At 61.7% G+C, this 15,785-nt stretch carries 12 protein-coding genes and 1 pseudogene; 2 read left to right on the plus strand and 11 right to left on the minus strand.

Features of this window, described 5'->3' with window-relative positions:
- The first annotated feature begins 125 nt into the window (after positions 1–125).
- Complete coding sequence (locus QRN10_RS00145) at positions 126–1,151, plus strand: extracellular solute-binding protein (RefSeq protein WP_181080463.1); 1,026 nt, start codon at positions 126–128, stop codon at positions 1,149–1,151.
- Positions 1,151–2,710, plus strand: a complete 1,560-nt coding sequence (locus QRN10_RS00150; RefSeq protein ID WP_266245639.1) for an ABC transporter permease — start codon at positions 1,151–1,153, stop codon at positions 2,708–2,710. Before QRN10_RS00145 ends, QRN10_RS00150 begins: the two co-directional genes overlap by 1 nt.
- Before the next feature lie 52 nt (positions 2,711–2,762).
- Here the strand turns inward: QRN10_RS00150 and QRN10_RS25205 are convergent, their stop codons facing one another.
- The 11 genes and pseudogenes from QRN10_RS25205 to QRN10_RS00200 form a co-directional block, all read right to left on the minus strand.
- Positions 2,763–3,647, minus strand: coding sequence for a methyl-accepting chemotaxis protein (locus QRN10_RS25205; protein WP_375139340.1), 885 nt, complete (start codon positions 3,645–3,647; stop codon positions 2,763–2,765).
- A 21-nt stretch (positions 3,648–3,668) separates the two neighbouring features.
- A pseudogene (locus tag QRN10_RS25210) lies at positions 3,669–4,697 on the minus strand (methyl-accepting chemotaxis protein); the annotation flags it as partial.
- A gap of 140 nt (positions 4,698–4,837) precedes the next feature.
- On the minus strand, positions 4,838–6,127 hold the full coding sequence (locus QRN10_RS00160) for an adenylosuccinate synthase (protein ID WP_181080466.1): 1,290 nt from the start codon (positions 6,125–6,127) through the stop codon (positions 4,838–4,840).
- Between the two features lie 54 nt (positions 6,128–6,181).
- Positions 6,182–7,369, minus strand: a complete 1,188-nt coding sequence (locus QRN10_RS00165; protein WP_181080467.1) for an ATP phosphoribosyltransferase regulatory subunit — start codon at positions 7,367–7,369, stop codon at positions 6,182–6,184.
- 292 nt (positions 7,370–7,661) lie between these two features.
- On the minus strand, positions 7,662–8,528 hold the full coding sequence (gene hflC / locus QRN10_RS00170) for a protease modulator HflC (RefSeq protein WP_034095607.1): 867 nt from the start codon (positions 8,526–8,528) through the stop codon (positions 7,662–7,664).
- Positions 8,528–9,703, minus strand: a complete 1,176-nt coding sequence (hflK, locus tag QRN10_RS00175; protein WP_181080468.1) for an FtsH protease activity modulator HflK — start codon at positions 9,701–9,703, stop codon at positions 8,528–8,530. The genes hflC and hflK overlap by 1 nt, the downstream gene beginning before the upstream one ends.
- 96 nt (positions 9,704–9,799) lie before the next feature.
- Complete coding sequence (hflX, locus tag QRN10_RS00180) at positions 9,800–11,101, minus strand: ribosome rescue GTPase HflX (RefSeq protein ID WP_181080469.1); 1,302 nt, start codon at positions 11,099–11,101, stop codon at positions 9,800–9,802.
- Positions 11,102–11,113: 12 nt separating this feature from the next.
- Positions 11,114–11,374 carry an RNA chaperone Hfq gene (gene hfq / locus QRN10_RS00185; protein ID WP_003188059.1) on the minus strand — a complete coding sequence of 87 codons (261 nt, stop codon included), beginning with the start codon at positions 11,372–11,374 and terminating at the stop codon, positions 11,114–11,116.
- Positions 11,375–11,465: 91 nt separating this feature from the next.
- Positions 11,466–12,437, minus strand: coding sequence for a tRNA (adenosine(37)-N6)-dimethylallyltransferase MiaA (gene miaA / locus QRN10_RS00190; RefSeq protein ID WP_181080493.1), 972 nt, complete (start codon positions 12,435–12,437; stop codon positions 11,466–11,468).
- On the minus strand, positions 12,437–14,350 hold the full coding sequence (gene mutL, locus QRN10_RS00195) for a DNA mismatch repair endonuclease MutL (RefSeq protein WP_285427666.1): 1,914 nt from the start codon (positions 14,348–14,350) through the stop codon (positions 12,437–12,439). Before mutL ends, miaA begins: the two co-directional genes overlap by 1 nt.
- Entirely contained in the window at positions 14,350–15,771 is a 1,422-nt protein-coding gene (locus QRN10_RS00200) for an N-acetylmuramoyl-L-alanine amidase (protein ID WP_285427667.1), read from the minus strand. Before QRN10_RS00200 ends, mutL begins: the two co-directional genes overlap by 1 nt.
- Between the last annotated feature and the right edge of the window lie 14 nt (positions 15,772–15,785).

A 15,785-nucleotide genomic window follows, 5' to 3' on the forward strand; every position in this document is an offset into this window, starting at 1 on the left:
AAAGCGGGTTTTTTCGTTTCTGCGGTTTGAAAACTTCATCTGCGTTCATCCTCTCACCCGCACTTGAGAAGTTTTATCGTTTATCCTTGCAATGATTTGTTGCACTCAAGTGAGGAAAACCCCGGATGATGATCCGCGATACCCGTCCCAAGACATCCCTTCTGCGTGGCCTGACCATCACTCTGCTCGGCCTGACCCTGCTCTCCCCCACCGCCTTCGCCGCCGACAAGGTTTCCCTGACCCTGTACAACGGCCAACACAAAGAAGTCGGCGACGAACTCGCCAAGGCCTTCGAAGCCAAGACCGGCATCCACGTCAATGTCCGCAAAGGCAGCAGCAACCAACTGGCCAGCCAGGTGGTTGAGGAAGGCGAGCGTTCGCCGGCCGACGTGATCTACACCGAAGAATCGCCCCCTCTGAATAAACTGGGCGAACAAGGCCTGCTGGCCAAGATTGACGCCAGCACGCTGGATGTATTGCCCAAGGATTACGTGGGCGGCAACGGCGACTGGATGGGCGTGACAGCACGCACTCGCGTCGTGGCCTTCAACCCCAAGCTGATCGCCGAGAAAGACCTGCCCAAGTCAGTGCTGGATTTCGCCGGCCCAGAATGGCAAGGCAAAGTCGGCTTCGTCCCCACCAGCGGTGCGTTCCAGGAACAAGCCGTGGCAATCATCAAGCTGCACGGTCGCGAGGCTGCCGAAGAATGGCTCACCGGCCTGCGCGCGTTCGGCAAGGTGTACAGCAACAACATGGTGGCACTGAAGGCTGTAGAGAATGGCGAAGTGGCCACCGTGCTGGTGAACAACTATTACTGGTTCGCCTTGAAGAAGGAAAAAACTCACCTCGACTCCCAGCTGCACTATTTCACTGATGGCGACGCTGGCGGCTTGATCACCGTGTCCTCCGCAGCGGCGTTGAAGTCGAGCAAACACCCCAAAGAAGCCCAGCAATTGCTGGCTTTCATGGCCAGCGAAGAAGGCCAGCGCGTGATCACCAACACGTCCGCTGAATACCCACTGCGCAAAGGCATGCAGTCCAACCGTGGACTCAAACCGTTCAGCGAACTGCAACCGCCGAAAGTCACGCCTGCCGACCTGGGCAATGCTGAAGAGGCCCTGGACCTGGAACGTGAAGTTGGCTTGAACTGATGAACCCTTCGCTCCCCGCCGCGCGCGGGTTTTTGCGCCCTCGGCGCAAGCGCCCTTCGATCTGGTTGCTGCTGCCCGTGCTGCTACTGGTCGGCCTGAGCCTGCTGCCACTGGCGTATGTCGGACTGAAGGCCTGGCAAGCAGGCTGGGCGCAAGCGGTGCATCTGCTGTGGCGGCCCTACGTGTTCGGGCTGCTGCGCAATACCCTGGCACTGATGGTCGGGGTGACCGTCGCCTGCGGCCTGATCGGCCTGTCGCTGGCCTGGCTGCTGGAGCGCAGCAACCTGCCCGGACGACGCCTCTGGGGCGTGATCCTGTGCCTGCCGTTTGCTGTCCCGGCGTTCGTCAGCAGCTTCACGTGGGTGTCGTTGAGCGCCGACTTCGAAGGCCTGGGCGGGGCGATCCTGGTGATGAGCCTGTCCAAATATCCGCTGGTGTTCCTGCCGGTGGCGGCGACCCTGCGCAACCTTGACCCGTCGCTGGAAGAATCGGCGCGCACCCTGGGAATGAATCGCTGGGGCGTGTTCGTGCGCGTCACACTGCCGTTGTTATGGCCTTCGCTGCTGGCCGGGGCGCTGCTGATCGCACTGCATATGCTGGTAGAGTTCGGTGCCTTGTCGATCATCGGCCTGCAGACATTTACCACCGCGATCTATCAGCAATTCGAACTGGAATTCAGCAATGCCAACGCCGCGATGCTCTCGGCGGTGCTGCTGGTGATGTGCCTGACCCTGCTGTGGCTGGAGCTGCGCGTGCGCGGCAAAGGCCGACATGTGCGCATCGGTCAAGGCGCGGCGCGCCACGCCGAACCGGTCAAACTGGGCAAGTGGGCGCCGCTGGGCCAGGTGTATTGCCTGGCGCTGGCGATCATTGGCAGCGGCATTCCGTTGGGGATGCTCGGCTATTGGCTGGCCGTGGGCTCGTCGGCGGCATTTCCGGTGGCCGAAATCAGCGAAGCGCTGCTGTCCTCCCTGGCGCTGTCGCTGGGCGGTGCGGCGCTGTGCCTGGTGCTCGCGGTGCCGGTCGGACTGCTGGTGGTGCGCTATAAAGGCCAACTGGCGATCTGGGCGGAACGCTTGCCCTACCTTCTGCACGCCCTACCTGGGCTGGTGATTGCGCTGACGCTGGTGTACTTCGCTCTGCACTATGTACCAGTGCTGTACCAGACCTCGGCGTTGTTGCTGATCGCGTATGCGCTGCTGTTCCTGCCGCTGGCCCAGGCGCCGATCCGCACCGCGCTGAACAAGGCGGCACCGCAACTGGAAGAGGCCGCTCGCACGCTGGGGGCATCATCATTCGGCGCATTTTGCCGGGTGACCCTGCCGATCATCTTCCCGGCATTGGGCGCAGCGTTCGCACTGGTATTTCTCGACGCCATGAAAGAACTGACCGCGACGCTGCTGCTCAGCCCAACCGGGTTGAACACATTGGCGACAGCCGTATGGGCGCATACCTCGAATGTGGAATTCGCGGCGGCGGCGCCTTATGCAGCGCTATTGATCGTGGTGTCGGGACTGCCGGTCTATTTGCTCACGACGCGGATGTATTTGAGTCGCTGAAAGCGTTATCGGGGGGCAAGCCCCCCTCCCACAGGTTGTATTGCAGGCAACGCTAAGCCCGAAACTGCCCCAGACTCGCCTTCAACTGCGCCGCCAACCCATCCAGCACCTTGCCGCTGGCAGTGGTTTCCACCACCGCCTGGGCGGCACGCTCGGCCTGGGCATGAATCACCTCGACCCGCCCGCGGACCGCATGGGCGCCCTGGGCCTGATGCTCGGCGGCCCGGGTGGCCAGCCCGATTGCCGCGTGCACCTGTTCCACCGAAGCCTGCACCGTTTGCTGCAGACGCATGCTGTCGCGCAGCACCAGCAAGCCTTCGTTGGCTTGACGGCCGGCCTTGCCGATCGTTTCCACCGCCTCGCGGGCACCCTGCTGCAGCGCCACGATATGGGCCTGAATATCACCGGTCGAGCTTTGGGTTTTGCTGGCCAGGGCACGCACCTCGTCCGCCACTACCGCAAACCCGCGCCCGGTCTCGCCGGCACGCGCCGCCTCGATGGCCGCATTAAGCGCCAGCAGGTTGGTCTGCTCGGCAATGCCATGAATCACCGTCAACACCACCTCGATCTGCTCGCTCTGCTGCGCCAGGCGCTCGATCACGTGCGAACCGGCCTCGACCTGACCTGCCAACGCCTCAATCAAACCGCCGACCTCGGCAGAGGTGCGCGAGTTCTGCTCGGTGGCCTGGCGAATGTCCACCACCTGTTGCAGCGCAGCCTGCATCGCGTGGCTTTCCGCCTGGGCTTCGTCAGCCATCTGCGACAGTGCGCGCAGACTCTCGGCCACTTCGTCACGCTGCAAGCCCGCCGCCGCATCGGCACCGGCATTGCGCAAGCTCATGGCGCCGATTTCCACGCCGGTACGTTGAGCCACATCACCCGCCTCGCGCACGATCGGCTGTAACTTATCCACAAAGCGATTGACCGCCGAAGCCATGGCGCCGATTTCGTCCTTGCTGTTGATCTGCACTCGCTTGGTCAGATCACCCTCGCCTGCGGCCAGATCGTCCATGGCGGCGATCAACAGCTTGAGGCGATTGACCACGCGTCGCCCGAGCACCACGGCAATCAGCAACAGAACCGCAAGCCCTACCAGCGCCAGGCCCATACCGATGCGCCAACGCAACGTCCCGGCCGCTTCCTGCACGACACTGGAGGTATTGGCCGTCATCTGGGTGGCGGTAGCCTGCGCCGATTGCAGCCTGGCGCCCATCGCGGCCGCACTGTCAGCCGCGGCGCCCTTGAGACTGTCACCCACCAACTGGTCACCGCTGGCGATCAGGGCGGCAAAACGCTTATCCAGCGCCTGCAGGTCGGCTTCCACCGAAGCGGTGGACACCCCCATGAGCACCTTGCCGATTTCTACACCATTAGGGCTGATGGACGCCTCGACGTAGTACACCGACGGATCATTCCTGGCGGCGTTGAGGACCTTGTCCAAGGCGCGATCGCCCTGGCCTTTTTCCAGCAACGCCTTGTTGATCGGATTTTCGCGATTCAGGTACCGCGTCAAATGCTCGCCGGCCGCGTCGTCATAGACCACGAACAGTACATTGGGATTGCGCTGGGCCCGACGGGCAAACTCGGACAGCGTAGGCACATCGCTGTCCCACATGGCGCGTGGGGCGACCGATGCCAGCAACTGCGCCATATCATTGGCGGAATCCTGCAGGTCTTTTTCCAGGGTCGCACGCAGTTGCTTCTGTTCTGCCTGCAAGCGCGAAGACAAACCGCTGGTAAGGCGCTGGCGCGTACTGGACGACAGACTGTCGAGACTGGAGGTGACTTCCTTGCCGGCCTGCGCCAGCTCGTTCGACAATTTTTGACTGTCGATCCCCAGGCGACTGCCTAGATCGGCCTCCAACGCTGTGACGGTGCTCCGCGTCAGCGCGACGGCCACCAACACTTGCACCAAAAGAGCGATACCTAGGGTAACGAACACCGGCCGCAACAAACGGCTTTGTAACAATGAAAGAACGGCAGACATCGGAAAATCCCTCCACCACGGGTGCCATTAAATTGATAGCACCGCGAAAGAAGGAAATACAGCAAGGGTCATGCCGTTTGGCCGATAGAAACGACAAAGGGCTCCCGAAGAAGCCCTTTGTTTTTCAGATCAACAGCTTATCAAGCGAACGGATGACGCAGGACGATGGTTTCGTTGCGGTCGGGGCCCGTCGAAATAATGTCAATCGGTGCGCCGATCAGCTCTTCGACGCGTTTGATGTAGGCCCGGGCGTTGGCCGGCAATTCTTCCAGGGACTTGGCGCCCACGGTCGACTCGGTCCAACCTGGCACTTCTTCGTACACCGGCTGCAGGCCTACGTAGCTGTCAGCGTCGGTCGGTGCAACATCGTTACCGTTTGCATCTTTATAGCCGGTGCAAATGTTGATGGTTTCCAGACCGTCGAGTACGTCCAGCTTGGTCAGGCATATGCCCGAGATGCTGTTCACATCGATAGCGCGGCGCAGGATAACGGCATCGAACCAGCCGCAACGGCGCGCACGGCCGGTGGTGGCGCCGAATTCGTGACCTTGCTTGGCCAGGTGGGCGCCCACTGCGTCGAACAGCTCAGTCGGGAATGGCCCCGAACCGACGCGCGTGGTGTAGGCCTTGGTGATGCCCAGGATGTAGTCCAGGAACATCGGGCCAACGCCCGAACCGGTAGCGACGCCACCTGCGGTGGTGTTGGAGCTGGTCACGTACGGGTAGGTGCCGTGGTCGATGTCCAGCAGCGAACCCTGGGCGCCTTCGAACATGATGTCCTTGCCGGCGCGACGCAGGTCGTGCAGCTCAGCGGTCACATCCAGCATCAGCGGCTTGAGCAGCTCAGCGTATTCCTTGCACTCGGCCAGGGTCTTGTCGAATTCGATGGCCGGCTCTTTGTAGTAACCGACCAACATGAAGTTGTGGTAATCCACCAGTTCACGCAGCTTGTCTTCGAAGCGCGGCATGTTGAGCAGGTCGCCCACACGCAGGCCACGACGTGCAACCTTGTCTTCGTAGGCCGGGCCGATGCCGCGACCGGTGGTGCCGATCTTCAGCTCGCCACGGGCCTTTTCACGGGCCTGGTCCAGCGCGACGTGGAAGGACAGGATCAGCGGGCAGGACGGGCTGATACGCAGGCGCTCGCGCACCGGTACGCCTTTCTCTTCCAGCTTGGTGATTTCCCGCAGCAGGGCGTCCGGTGCAACCACCACGCCGTTACCGATCAGACACTGCACGCCTTCGCGCAGTACGCCCGACGGGATCAGGTGCAAAACGGTTTTTTCGCCATCGATGACCAGGGTGTGGCCAGCGTTGTGACCCCCTTGGTAGCGCACTACGGCGGCAGCATGTTCGGTCAGCAGATCAACGATCTTGCCTTTGCCCTCATCACCCCATTGGGTGCCCAGGACTACGACATTCTTACCCATAACACTTGTCCTCATTCGCGCAAACTTGGTGCCGGCGATGGCCGGCAGGAAAACTCAAGAAGCCAGTGGCGATACTTGCCAAAGCCCGTTCTGCAGAATCAATTGCCGGTCGCAGTCCGCTTCACGGGCGGCGGCCAATGGCTGCCCAGGCAACGCCTGGACGACACGCTGACCCTCACTGCGCAACTGGCAGACCTGCTGCCAGAGTGCCGCGTCCGTACTGTCGGGCATCCAGATGCCACCAGACGGCAGCTCGACCTCAGCACGCCCCAGGGTCACCAGGGTTTTCAAATCGGTGGAAAAACCAGTGGCCGGACGCGCACGACCGAAGTCGGCGCCGATATCGTCGTAACGACCGCCTTGGGCGATGGCCTGGCCAACACCCGGAACAAACACCGCGAACACTACGCCAGTATGGTAGTGATAACCGCGCAGCTCGCCCAAATCGAAGTACAGCGGCAACTGCGGGAAACGTGCCGACAACTGCTCGGCAATCGCCAGCACGTCATCCAATGCCGCCAGGACCGCCGCCGGCGCGCTCGCCAGTTGCTCACGGGCGGCGGCGAGCACTTCGCGGCCGCCGCACAAGTTCACCAGCGCACGCAGCATGCGGGCCAGGTCGGCCGGCACACCTTCGGTCAGTGCGATCACTTCATCGATGGCCTTGCGCTGCAACGCATCGAACAATTGTTGCTCCACTTCACCGGACAAACCGGCCGCACGGGCCAGACCGCGGTAGATACCGACGTGGCCCAGGTCCATGTGTACATCCGGCACGTCGGCCAGTTGCAGCATGGCCAGCATCAAGCTGATGACTTCCACATCGCTGCTCGGGCTGGCGTCGCCGTACAGCTCAGCGCCAAGCTGGATCGGGCTGCGAGAGGAAGACAACGCACGTGGCTGCGCATGCAGCACGCTGCCGGCGTAGCACAGACGGTTCGGACCTTCGCGACGCAGGGTGTGCGCATCGATACGCGCCACTTGTGGCGTGATGTCGGCTCGAAAACCCATCTGCCGGCCGGACTGCGGATCGATAACCTTGAAGGTGCGCAGATCCAGGTCCTGGCCCGCGCCGGTCAGCAGGGATTCGAGGTACTCGATATGAGGGGTCACGACAAAGTCATAACCCCAGCTCTGGAACAGATCCAACACCTGGCGACGCGCTACTTCAATGCGCGCAGCTTCTGGTGGCAGTACTTCTTCGATGCCATCTGGCAGCAGCCAGCGGTCTACCGTTGCCATTACGCCATTCCCCTTTGATCCGGGCGGCCAGCCCTCGGCCGAGCCTTGAGTGAAGCAGAAAGTGCCCGCCGCCTGCATAAACCACGCGCAAGAGCGACGTGACGAACGGCCTGCCAGCGGCCTCGTCGGGCACTTTCCTCGAAAAACCTGTCACGCCTGCCGAATCAAACATGCAGACGCAAAAAAGCCGGGAATTTCCCGGCTGCCGCATCATACACCCGTTTTCTGAAAGGATCACCCCGCCAGGCGTTTTACCCGCCCGACGGAGTGCGTCCTACTTAGTCACAGGCGCTTACTTGGCTTTTTCCAGGTAGCGAAAGAAATCGCTGCTTGGGTCCAGCACCATGACATCGGTTTTATTGGCGAAGCTTTCACGGTAGGCGCGCAGGCTACGGTAGAACGCGTAGAACTCCTGGTCCTGTCCGTAGGCCTTGGCGTAGATCGCCGCGGCTTGAGCGTCGCCATCACCACGGGCCTCTTCAGACTCGCGATAGGCTTCGGCCAGCAGTACACGACGCTGACGATCGGCATCCGCACGGATACCCTCAGCCAACTCGTTACCCTTGGCGCGATGCTCACGGGCTTCACGCTCACGCTCGGTGCTCATACGTTCGAACACGCTGCGGTTCACTTCCTTGGGCAGGTCGATGGCCTTGACCCGAACATCGATCACCTCGATACCCAGCTCCTTTTCCGCCATCTTGTTCAGCGAGGCCGTGATATCCGCCATCAAGGCATCACGCTCACCGGACACCACCTCGTGCAGGGTGCGCTTACCAAACTGGTCACGCAGGCCCGATTCCAGACGACGCGACAAACGTTCGTCGGCAATCTGCTTGAGGCCGGAGGTTGCGGTGTAGAAGCGCTCGGCATCCTTGACGCGCCACTTGGCGTAGGCGTCAACCATCACGGCTTTCTTTTCCAGGGTCAGGAAGCGCTGCGTCGGTGCATCCAGGGTCATGAGGCGTGCGTCGAACTTGCGCACCTGATTGACGTAGGGGACTTTCACATGCAGGCCCGGCTGGACATCCGCCTGGACCACGCGACCGAATTGCAGCAGCACCGCACGCTCGGTCTGAGCCACGATGTAGAAGCAGTTCCAGGCAGCGATGACCACGACGACGCCCACAATCAGGGCGGTCAGCGATTTATTGCTCATCAACGACTCTCCCTGGTACGTGTTTGCTGTTGCAGCAAGTCAGCGGCCGCACGGGCGCTCGCTTCGTTGGCAGCGGCAGTGGAGCCGGTGGACGGCGCGCTGGTGTTGCTACGACCACCCTCGATCATCTTGTCCAGCGGCAGGTACAGCAGGTTGTTCTGCCCACCCTTGCTGCCGGTCACGAGAACCTTGCTGGTGTTGCTGAAGACTTCCTGCATGGTGTCCAGGTACAGACGCTCGCGGGTCACTTCAGGCGCCTTGCGATACTCGGCCACCAGCTTGGTGAAGCGGTCAGCCTCACCCTTGGCGCGGGACACCACTTCGTCGCGATACCCGTTGGCGTCTTCGATGATGCGCTGGGCCTGACCACGGGCTTCCGGCACGACACCGTTGGCGTAGGTTTCAGCCTGGTTGCGCGAACGCTGCTCGTCTTCACGGGCACGGATCACGTCGTCGAAGGCTTCCTGCACTTCACGCGGTGCCGCCGCGCTCTGTACGTTCACCTGGGTGACGGTGATACCGGTGCGATAGGTATCGAGGAACCGCTGCAGGCGCTCCTTGATTTCGCTGGCCATCAATTCACGGCCTTCGGTCAACACCTGGTCCATCGCGGTGGAACCCACCACATGGCGCAGGGCGCTTTCGGTCGCGTGCTGCAGACTGATTTCCGGCTGATCAACGTTCAGCACGAAGTCCTGAAGGTTGCTGATCTTGTACTGCACGGTCAGCGGCACTTCGACGATATTCTCGTCTTCGGTCAGCATCTGCCCCTGCTTGGTATAGGCACGCTCACGCGTGACGTTTTCCATGTACTTCTTGTCGATAGGCGGGAAATAGATATTCAGGCCCGGGCCGACGGTCTCGTAGTACTTGCCGAAGCGCAGCACCACGGCCTGCTCCTGCTCGTCCACGACATAGACCGCGCTGTACAGCCAGACAGCCGCCAGCACCACAAGGCCCAGGCCCAGCAGGCCATAGCCACCGCCCTTGCTCGTGCGACCGCCGTCGTCACCACCACGTTTTTTTCCACCACCGAACAACCCATTCAGGCTTTCCTGCAGCTTTCGGAAGGCCTCGTCGAGATCCGGTGGCCCCTTGCGGTCGCCATTATTGCGGCGCTTACCACCCCAAGGATCCTGATTATTCGAGTTGCCACCCGGCTCATTCCAAGCCATAGCGCTCTCCATCTGATAAAGCAAAGACGCACCCACGGCGCGCCGACCAATGCTACAGAATGCCTGCTACTGCGGCACAACCGCTTTCGGAGGCTTTTATTGCAAAGTGTGTTGTTCGATGAACTCTGTCGGTACGACACCTTCACGGCTGACCAGCCGATTCAGCTCCGAGCGCGGCAATCGAACGGCCAGCAAGCTGACACCTTCTTCGTCGTGTTCTTCTTTCTGTACCGCGCCCAGCTCGAAAAACTGTGCACGCAATCGAGCAAAACGCTGGGGCAAGCGCAAGGTGCCGACAAACAAATCACTGCCGAGCAACTCGGCAATCGCCTGTTCAAGCAGCTCCAGGCCACTGCCATCGCGCGCCGACAGCCAGACCCGCTGGGGCCTGCCGTTCTCATCGCGCTGAATCTGCGGCTCTACACCTTCAAGCAAATCGAGTTTGTTATAGACCTCGAGGATCGGCAAGTCCTGGGCACCAATCTCGCCCAGCACCAGCATCACCTGCTCGATCTGCAGCATGCGATCCGGTTCGGCTGCATCGATCACATGCAACAGCAAGTCGGAATTGCTCGACTCTTCGAGCGTAGACCGAAATGCTTCGACCAGCTTGTGCGGCAAGTGACGAATGAAACCCACGGTATCGGCCAGCACGATCGGCCCCAGGTCGGCCAGATCCAACCGACGCAAAGTGGGATCGAGCGTCGCAAACAATTGGTCGGCCGCATACACATCGGACTTCGTCACGTTGTTGAACAGCGTGGACTTGCCGGCGTTGGTATAGCCCACCAGGGACACCGTAGGAATGTCCGCGCGTGAACGGCCACGGCGCGACTGCTCGCGCTGGCTGCGGACTTTCTCGAGCCGGCCCTTGATCTGACGCAGGCGAACCCGCAGCAGACGGCGGTCGGTTTCCAGTTGGGTTTCACCCGGGCCGCGCATGCCGATACCACCACCCTGGCGCTCAAGGTGAGTCCAGCCACGCACCAGGCGCGTGCTCATGTGATCAAGCTGGGCCAGTTCGACCTGGAGCTTGCCTTCATGGGTACGGGCGCGTTGGGCGAAGATATCGAGAATCAGGCCGGTGCGGTCGATCACGCGACACTCGAAAACACGTTCGAGGTTACGTTCCTGACTGGGCGTGAGGGTGTGATTGAAGATCACCAGATCGGCTTCTTCGGCGTGGACCAGGTCGCGTAGTTCCTCGACCTTGCCGCTGCCGATCAGGTATTTGGCGGTTGGCCGATGACGCGGCACGTTAAAAAACGCAACGGTCTCGGCGCCGGCCGAATTTGCCAACTCCTGAAACTCCTGCGGATCTTCGCGCGCCTCAGGGTCCTGTCCATCCAAGTGAACGAGGATCACTCGCTCACCACCACCGTGGCGCTCAAAGAACAAAGGAGACTCCTATCAGGCGTTACCTGGCTCAGCGTCGCCTTGTTCGTCGCCGGCTGCGCTAGGCAGGCGGATCGGGCGAACGGGAACGACTGTCGAGATAGCGTGTTTGTAAACCATCTGGCTGACGGTGTTTTTCAGCAGGATCACGAACTGGTCGAACGACTCGATCGTACCTTGCAACTTGATACCGTTGACCAGATAAATGGAAACCCCCACTTTCTCTTTACGTAAGGTATTCAAGTAAGGGTCTTGTAGCGAATGCCCTTTTGACATGTGCCGCACTCCTTTAAGGATCAATAATAAAAATCGGAAAAAATAGCTTAAGACCGTCACACCCCCAAGGATAGACGGCAATTGCAAGGACTCAGCTCAATATGGAGACCGTTCCCAAGTATTTCAAGGCGCGTGACAGATTGTCGCTGTCCAGGCTGTCCAGCCAGTGCAAATCGCTCCAACTGCGCAACCAGGTGAACTGGCGCTTTGCCAATTGGCGCGTGGCGATGATGCCGCGCTCCTGCATTTCGGCTGACGTCAGCTTGCCATCCAGATGATCCCAGACTTGGCGATAGCCTACAGCACGTATCGAAGGCAACCCTGGATGCAGGTCACCTCTGGAACGCAGTGCTACGACCTCCTCTACAAACCCCTGTTCCAACATAATTGTGAATCTTTGTGCAATTCGTTCATGCAGCACCTGGCGATTTGCAGGAGCGATGGCCAGATTGGCCACAGTATAGGGCAATTGTGACTGTCCAGAAGCGCCTGCATCAGCACTTTGCGCAGATTGACGCTGCCGGTGCTCGGTCATGGTCGACCCGCTGACGCGCCAGACTTCCAGGGCCCGCGTGAGGCGCTGAGGGTCGTTGGGATGAATACGCGCCGCAGACACCGGATCTATCGTCGCCAATTGATCATGCAGGGCTTGCCAGCCAAGGCGCGCAGCCTCGTCTTCAAGCTCGGCGCGCACCTGGGCGTCGGCCGGCGGCATATCCGCCAGACCTTCCTGTAAAGCCTTGTAGTAGAGCATCGTGCCGCCCACGAGCAGGGGAATATTGCCCCGTGCGGTGATCTCGGCCATGGCGGCCAGGGCGTCGGTACGGAAATCCGCCGCCGAGTAGCTTTGCGCGGGGTCAATGATGTCGATCAGCCGATGCGGATAGTCCGCGAGTAACGCCTTGGATGGCTTGGCCGTGCCGATATCCATGTCCCGGTAAACCAGGGCAGAGTCGACACTGATCAGCTCGCATGGCAGCACTTTGCTCAGCTCAATGGCCAGGTCGGTCTTGCCGGCGGCCGTGGGGCCCATCAGGAAGATTGCGGGGGGCAAGGCACTCATCAACGACCGCGCAGGAACAGTTTGTCCAGATCGTCCAGGCCCATCTGGGTCCAGGTCGGTCGGCCGTGGTTGCACTGCCCGCTGCGCTCGGTGTTTTCCATGTCGCGCAGCAGCCCGTTCATTTCCGGCAACGCCAGCCGACGGTTGGCGCGGATGGCGCCGTGGCAGGCCATGGTGCCGAGCAGTTCGTTGATATGCGCCTGGATGCGGTCGCTGGTGCCGTATTCCATCAGGTCCGCCAGCACATCGGCTACGAGTCGATTGGCTTCCGCCTGCTTAAGCAGCGCCGGGATCTGACGGATCGCCAGGGTTTCCGGCCCCAGGCGCTGCAGCTCAAAGCCCAGTTTTTGAAAAACCCCGTGGTGTTCTTCGGCGCAATCGGCCTCGCGCTGGCTGACCGCCAGCGATTCCGGCACGAGCAACGGCTGGCCGCTGAGACCTTCGCTGGCCATGGCGATCTTCAACCGCTCGTACATGATTCGCTCGTGGGCGGCATGCATGTCGACCAGCACGAGGCCATGGGCGTTTTCCGCCAGGATGTAAATGCCCTTGAGCTGAGCCAACGCATAACCCAAAGGCGGGATATCACCGCCACCTTCGGGCAGAGCCACTGCGCTCGGCTCAGCACCCGGCAGCGGCGCGTAGAATTCGCGATAGGCTGCCTGAGCCTCGGCCACCGGCACCGTCGATTGTGGACGTGGCGTGTACTGGTACTGATAACCCGCCCCCGCGCCGCCGCCCGGTGCCGTGTAGGCTGGCTGCGGCTGTGGCGATTGCAGCAGGTTGCCCGCCAGGCTCATCTCACCCTGGGGACCGAACTCACCGGCCTCGGGGCCGCTTGAGCGCACCACTGCCGTCACGATCGGCGCCGCCAGTTGGTCGTCCGGGCGCACGTCGCCCAGCGCGCGGTGCAGGGTGCCATAAAGGAAGTCGTGCACCATACGCCCATCACGGAAGCGCACCTCGTGCTTGGTCGGGTGGACGTTAACGTCCACCACCGCCGGGTCGACCTCGAAAAACAGCACAAAGGTCGGATGCCGTCCATTGAACAGCACATCGCGATAGGCCTGGCGCACCGCGTGGGCAACGAGTTTGTCGCGCACTGCGCGGCCATTCACAAAGAAGTACTGCAAGTCCGCCTGGCTGCGAGAGAAGGTCGGCAAACCTACCCAGCCCCACAGGCGCAGGCCGTTGCGCTCGATTTCAATCGGCAGTGCCTGCTCCAGGAACCCCGCACCGCACACCGCCGCCACCCGACGGGCGCGCGCGGCGTCGTCATTGGCTTCGTGCAGGCTGAGGATGGTCTTGCCGTTGTGGCGCAAGTGAAACGCCACGTCGAAACGCGCCAGGGCGAGGCGTTTGATGACTTCCTGCAGGTGGTCGAACTCGGTTTTCTCGGCTTTGAGGAACTTACGCCGCGCCGGCGTATTGAAGAACAGGTCGCGCACCTCAACCGAGGTGCCCACCGGATGCGCGGCCGGCTGGACCCGAGGCGCCATGTCGCGCCCCTCGGTTTCCACTTGCCAGGCCTGGTCGGCGCCGCGGGTGCGCGAGGTCAGGGTCAGGCGGGCCACGGAACTGATGGAGGCCAGGGCCTCGCCGCGAAAACCCAGGCTCATCACGCGCTCAAGGTCTTCCAGGTCGCGAATCTTACTGGTGGCGTGACGGGCCAGCGCCAACGGCAGGTCGTCGGAGGAGATGCCGCTGCCGTCGTCGCGCACCCGCAAGAGCTTCACCCCCCCCTGCTCCACGTCGACATCAATACGTTTGGCGCCGGAGTCGATGCTGTTTTCCAGCAATTCCTTGATCACCGACGCAGGCCGCTCCACCACCTCGCCCGCAGCGATCTGGTTGGCCAGGCGCGGGCTGAGCAATTCAATGCGCGAGCCGCTGCCGAGAACTGTTTCGCTCATTACTGTGCCGCCAATTCTGTGCCGGGGATGGTCAATACCTGGCCGACCTTCAATTCATCGGTTTTCAGGTTGTTCGCAGTGCGCAAGGTCGCGGGCGATACCTGGAAGCGCACCGCCAGCATGGCCAGGGTGTCACCGGGTTGTACGCGATGGTCACGCGTGCCTTGGGCGATTTTCCCGGAGTCGCGCAACCAGGCGATGTACGTGCCGGGAGGCGGATTCTGCTGGAAGAACTGACGCACGCCGGCACTGATGGACCGCGCCAATGCCTGTTGGTGGCTGGCGCTGGCCAATTTGGACGCCTCGTTGGCGTTGGAGATAAAGCCGGTTTCCACCAGGATCGATGGGATATCCGGCGACTTCAACACCATGAACCCGGCCTGCTCAACGCGCTGTTTGTGCAACGACGTGACGCGGCCGATATTGCTCAACACTTTCTGACCGACGTTCAGGCTGGAAGTCAGCGAGGCGGTCATCGACAGGTCCAGCAGTACGCCGGCGAGCATCTTGTCCTTGTCATCCAGGGAAACGTTGCCGGCCCCGCCGATCAGATCGGAGCGGTTTTCGCTGTCGGCCAGCCAGCGCGCGGTTTCGGACGTGGCGCCTCGATCCGAGAGGGCAAATACCGATGCTCCGAAGGCCGCAGACGACGGCGCGGCGTCGGCGTGGATCGACACAAACAGGTCGGCCCCCTTCTTACGCGCGATTTCGGTACGGCCGCGCAACGGAATGAAATAGTCGCCGGTGCGGGTCAGCTCGGCACGGTAGCCTTTCATGCCATTGACCTGGCGCTGCAGCTCGCGAGCGATGGCCAGCACCACGTCTTTTTCATGCTGGCCGCGTGAACCGGAGGCGCCCGGGTCTTCACCGCCGTGACCGGCATCAATGACCACGATAATGTCACGCTTGCCGGCCGGTGCCGGCGGCGGCGGTGGCAGCTTGACCTGAGGCTGCGACGGGGTTACCGGCACCGCCGGTACGGTCGCCACGCTCGGCGTCGGCGCGGGCGGCGGAGCGGCATCCGCGGCGTTGTCGAACAGGTCGACCACCAGGCGGTTACCGTACTGGGCATTCGGCGCCAGCGAGAAGCTCTTGGGCGTCACGGCTTTTTTCAGGTCAATGACCACGCGCAGGTCGGTCGGCGTACGCTGCGCCGAGCGCATGGCGGTGATCGGCGTGTTGGCGGTAGAAACTTTAAGTGGCGCGGCCAGGGTCGCGCCGTTGATATCGATCACCAGGCGATCGGGCGCCGCCAGGGTAAAGACACTGTGCTGGACCGGCCCGGACAGGTCGAACACCAGTCGCGTGTTATCCGGCGCTCGCCACAGGCGCACACTCTTTACCTGTGAAGCAGCCAGAGCATTGACAGTCATTGCCGCAAGCAACACCCCTACGACAGCAACCAACGCGCGAAAGCGCATACCTAACCCCACCA

This window comes from Pseudomonas sp. lyk4-R2A-8 (assembly GCF_030209095.1).
In the GTDB taxonomy this organism is placed as follows: domain Bacteria; phylum Pseudomonadota; class Gammaproteobacteria; order Pseudomonadales; family Pseudomonadaceae; genus Aquipseudomonas; species Aquipseudomonas quebecensis.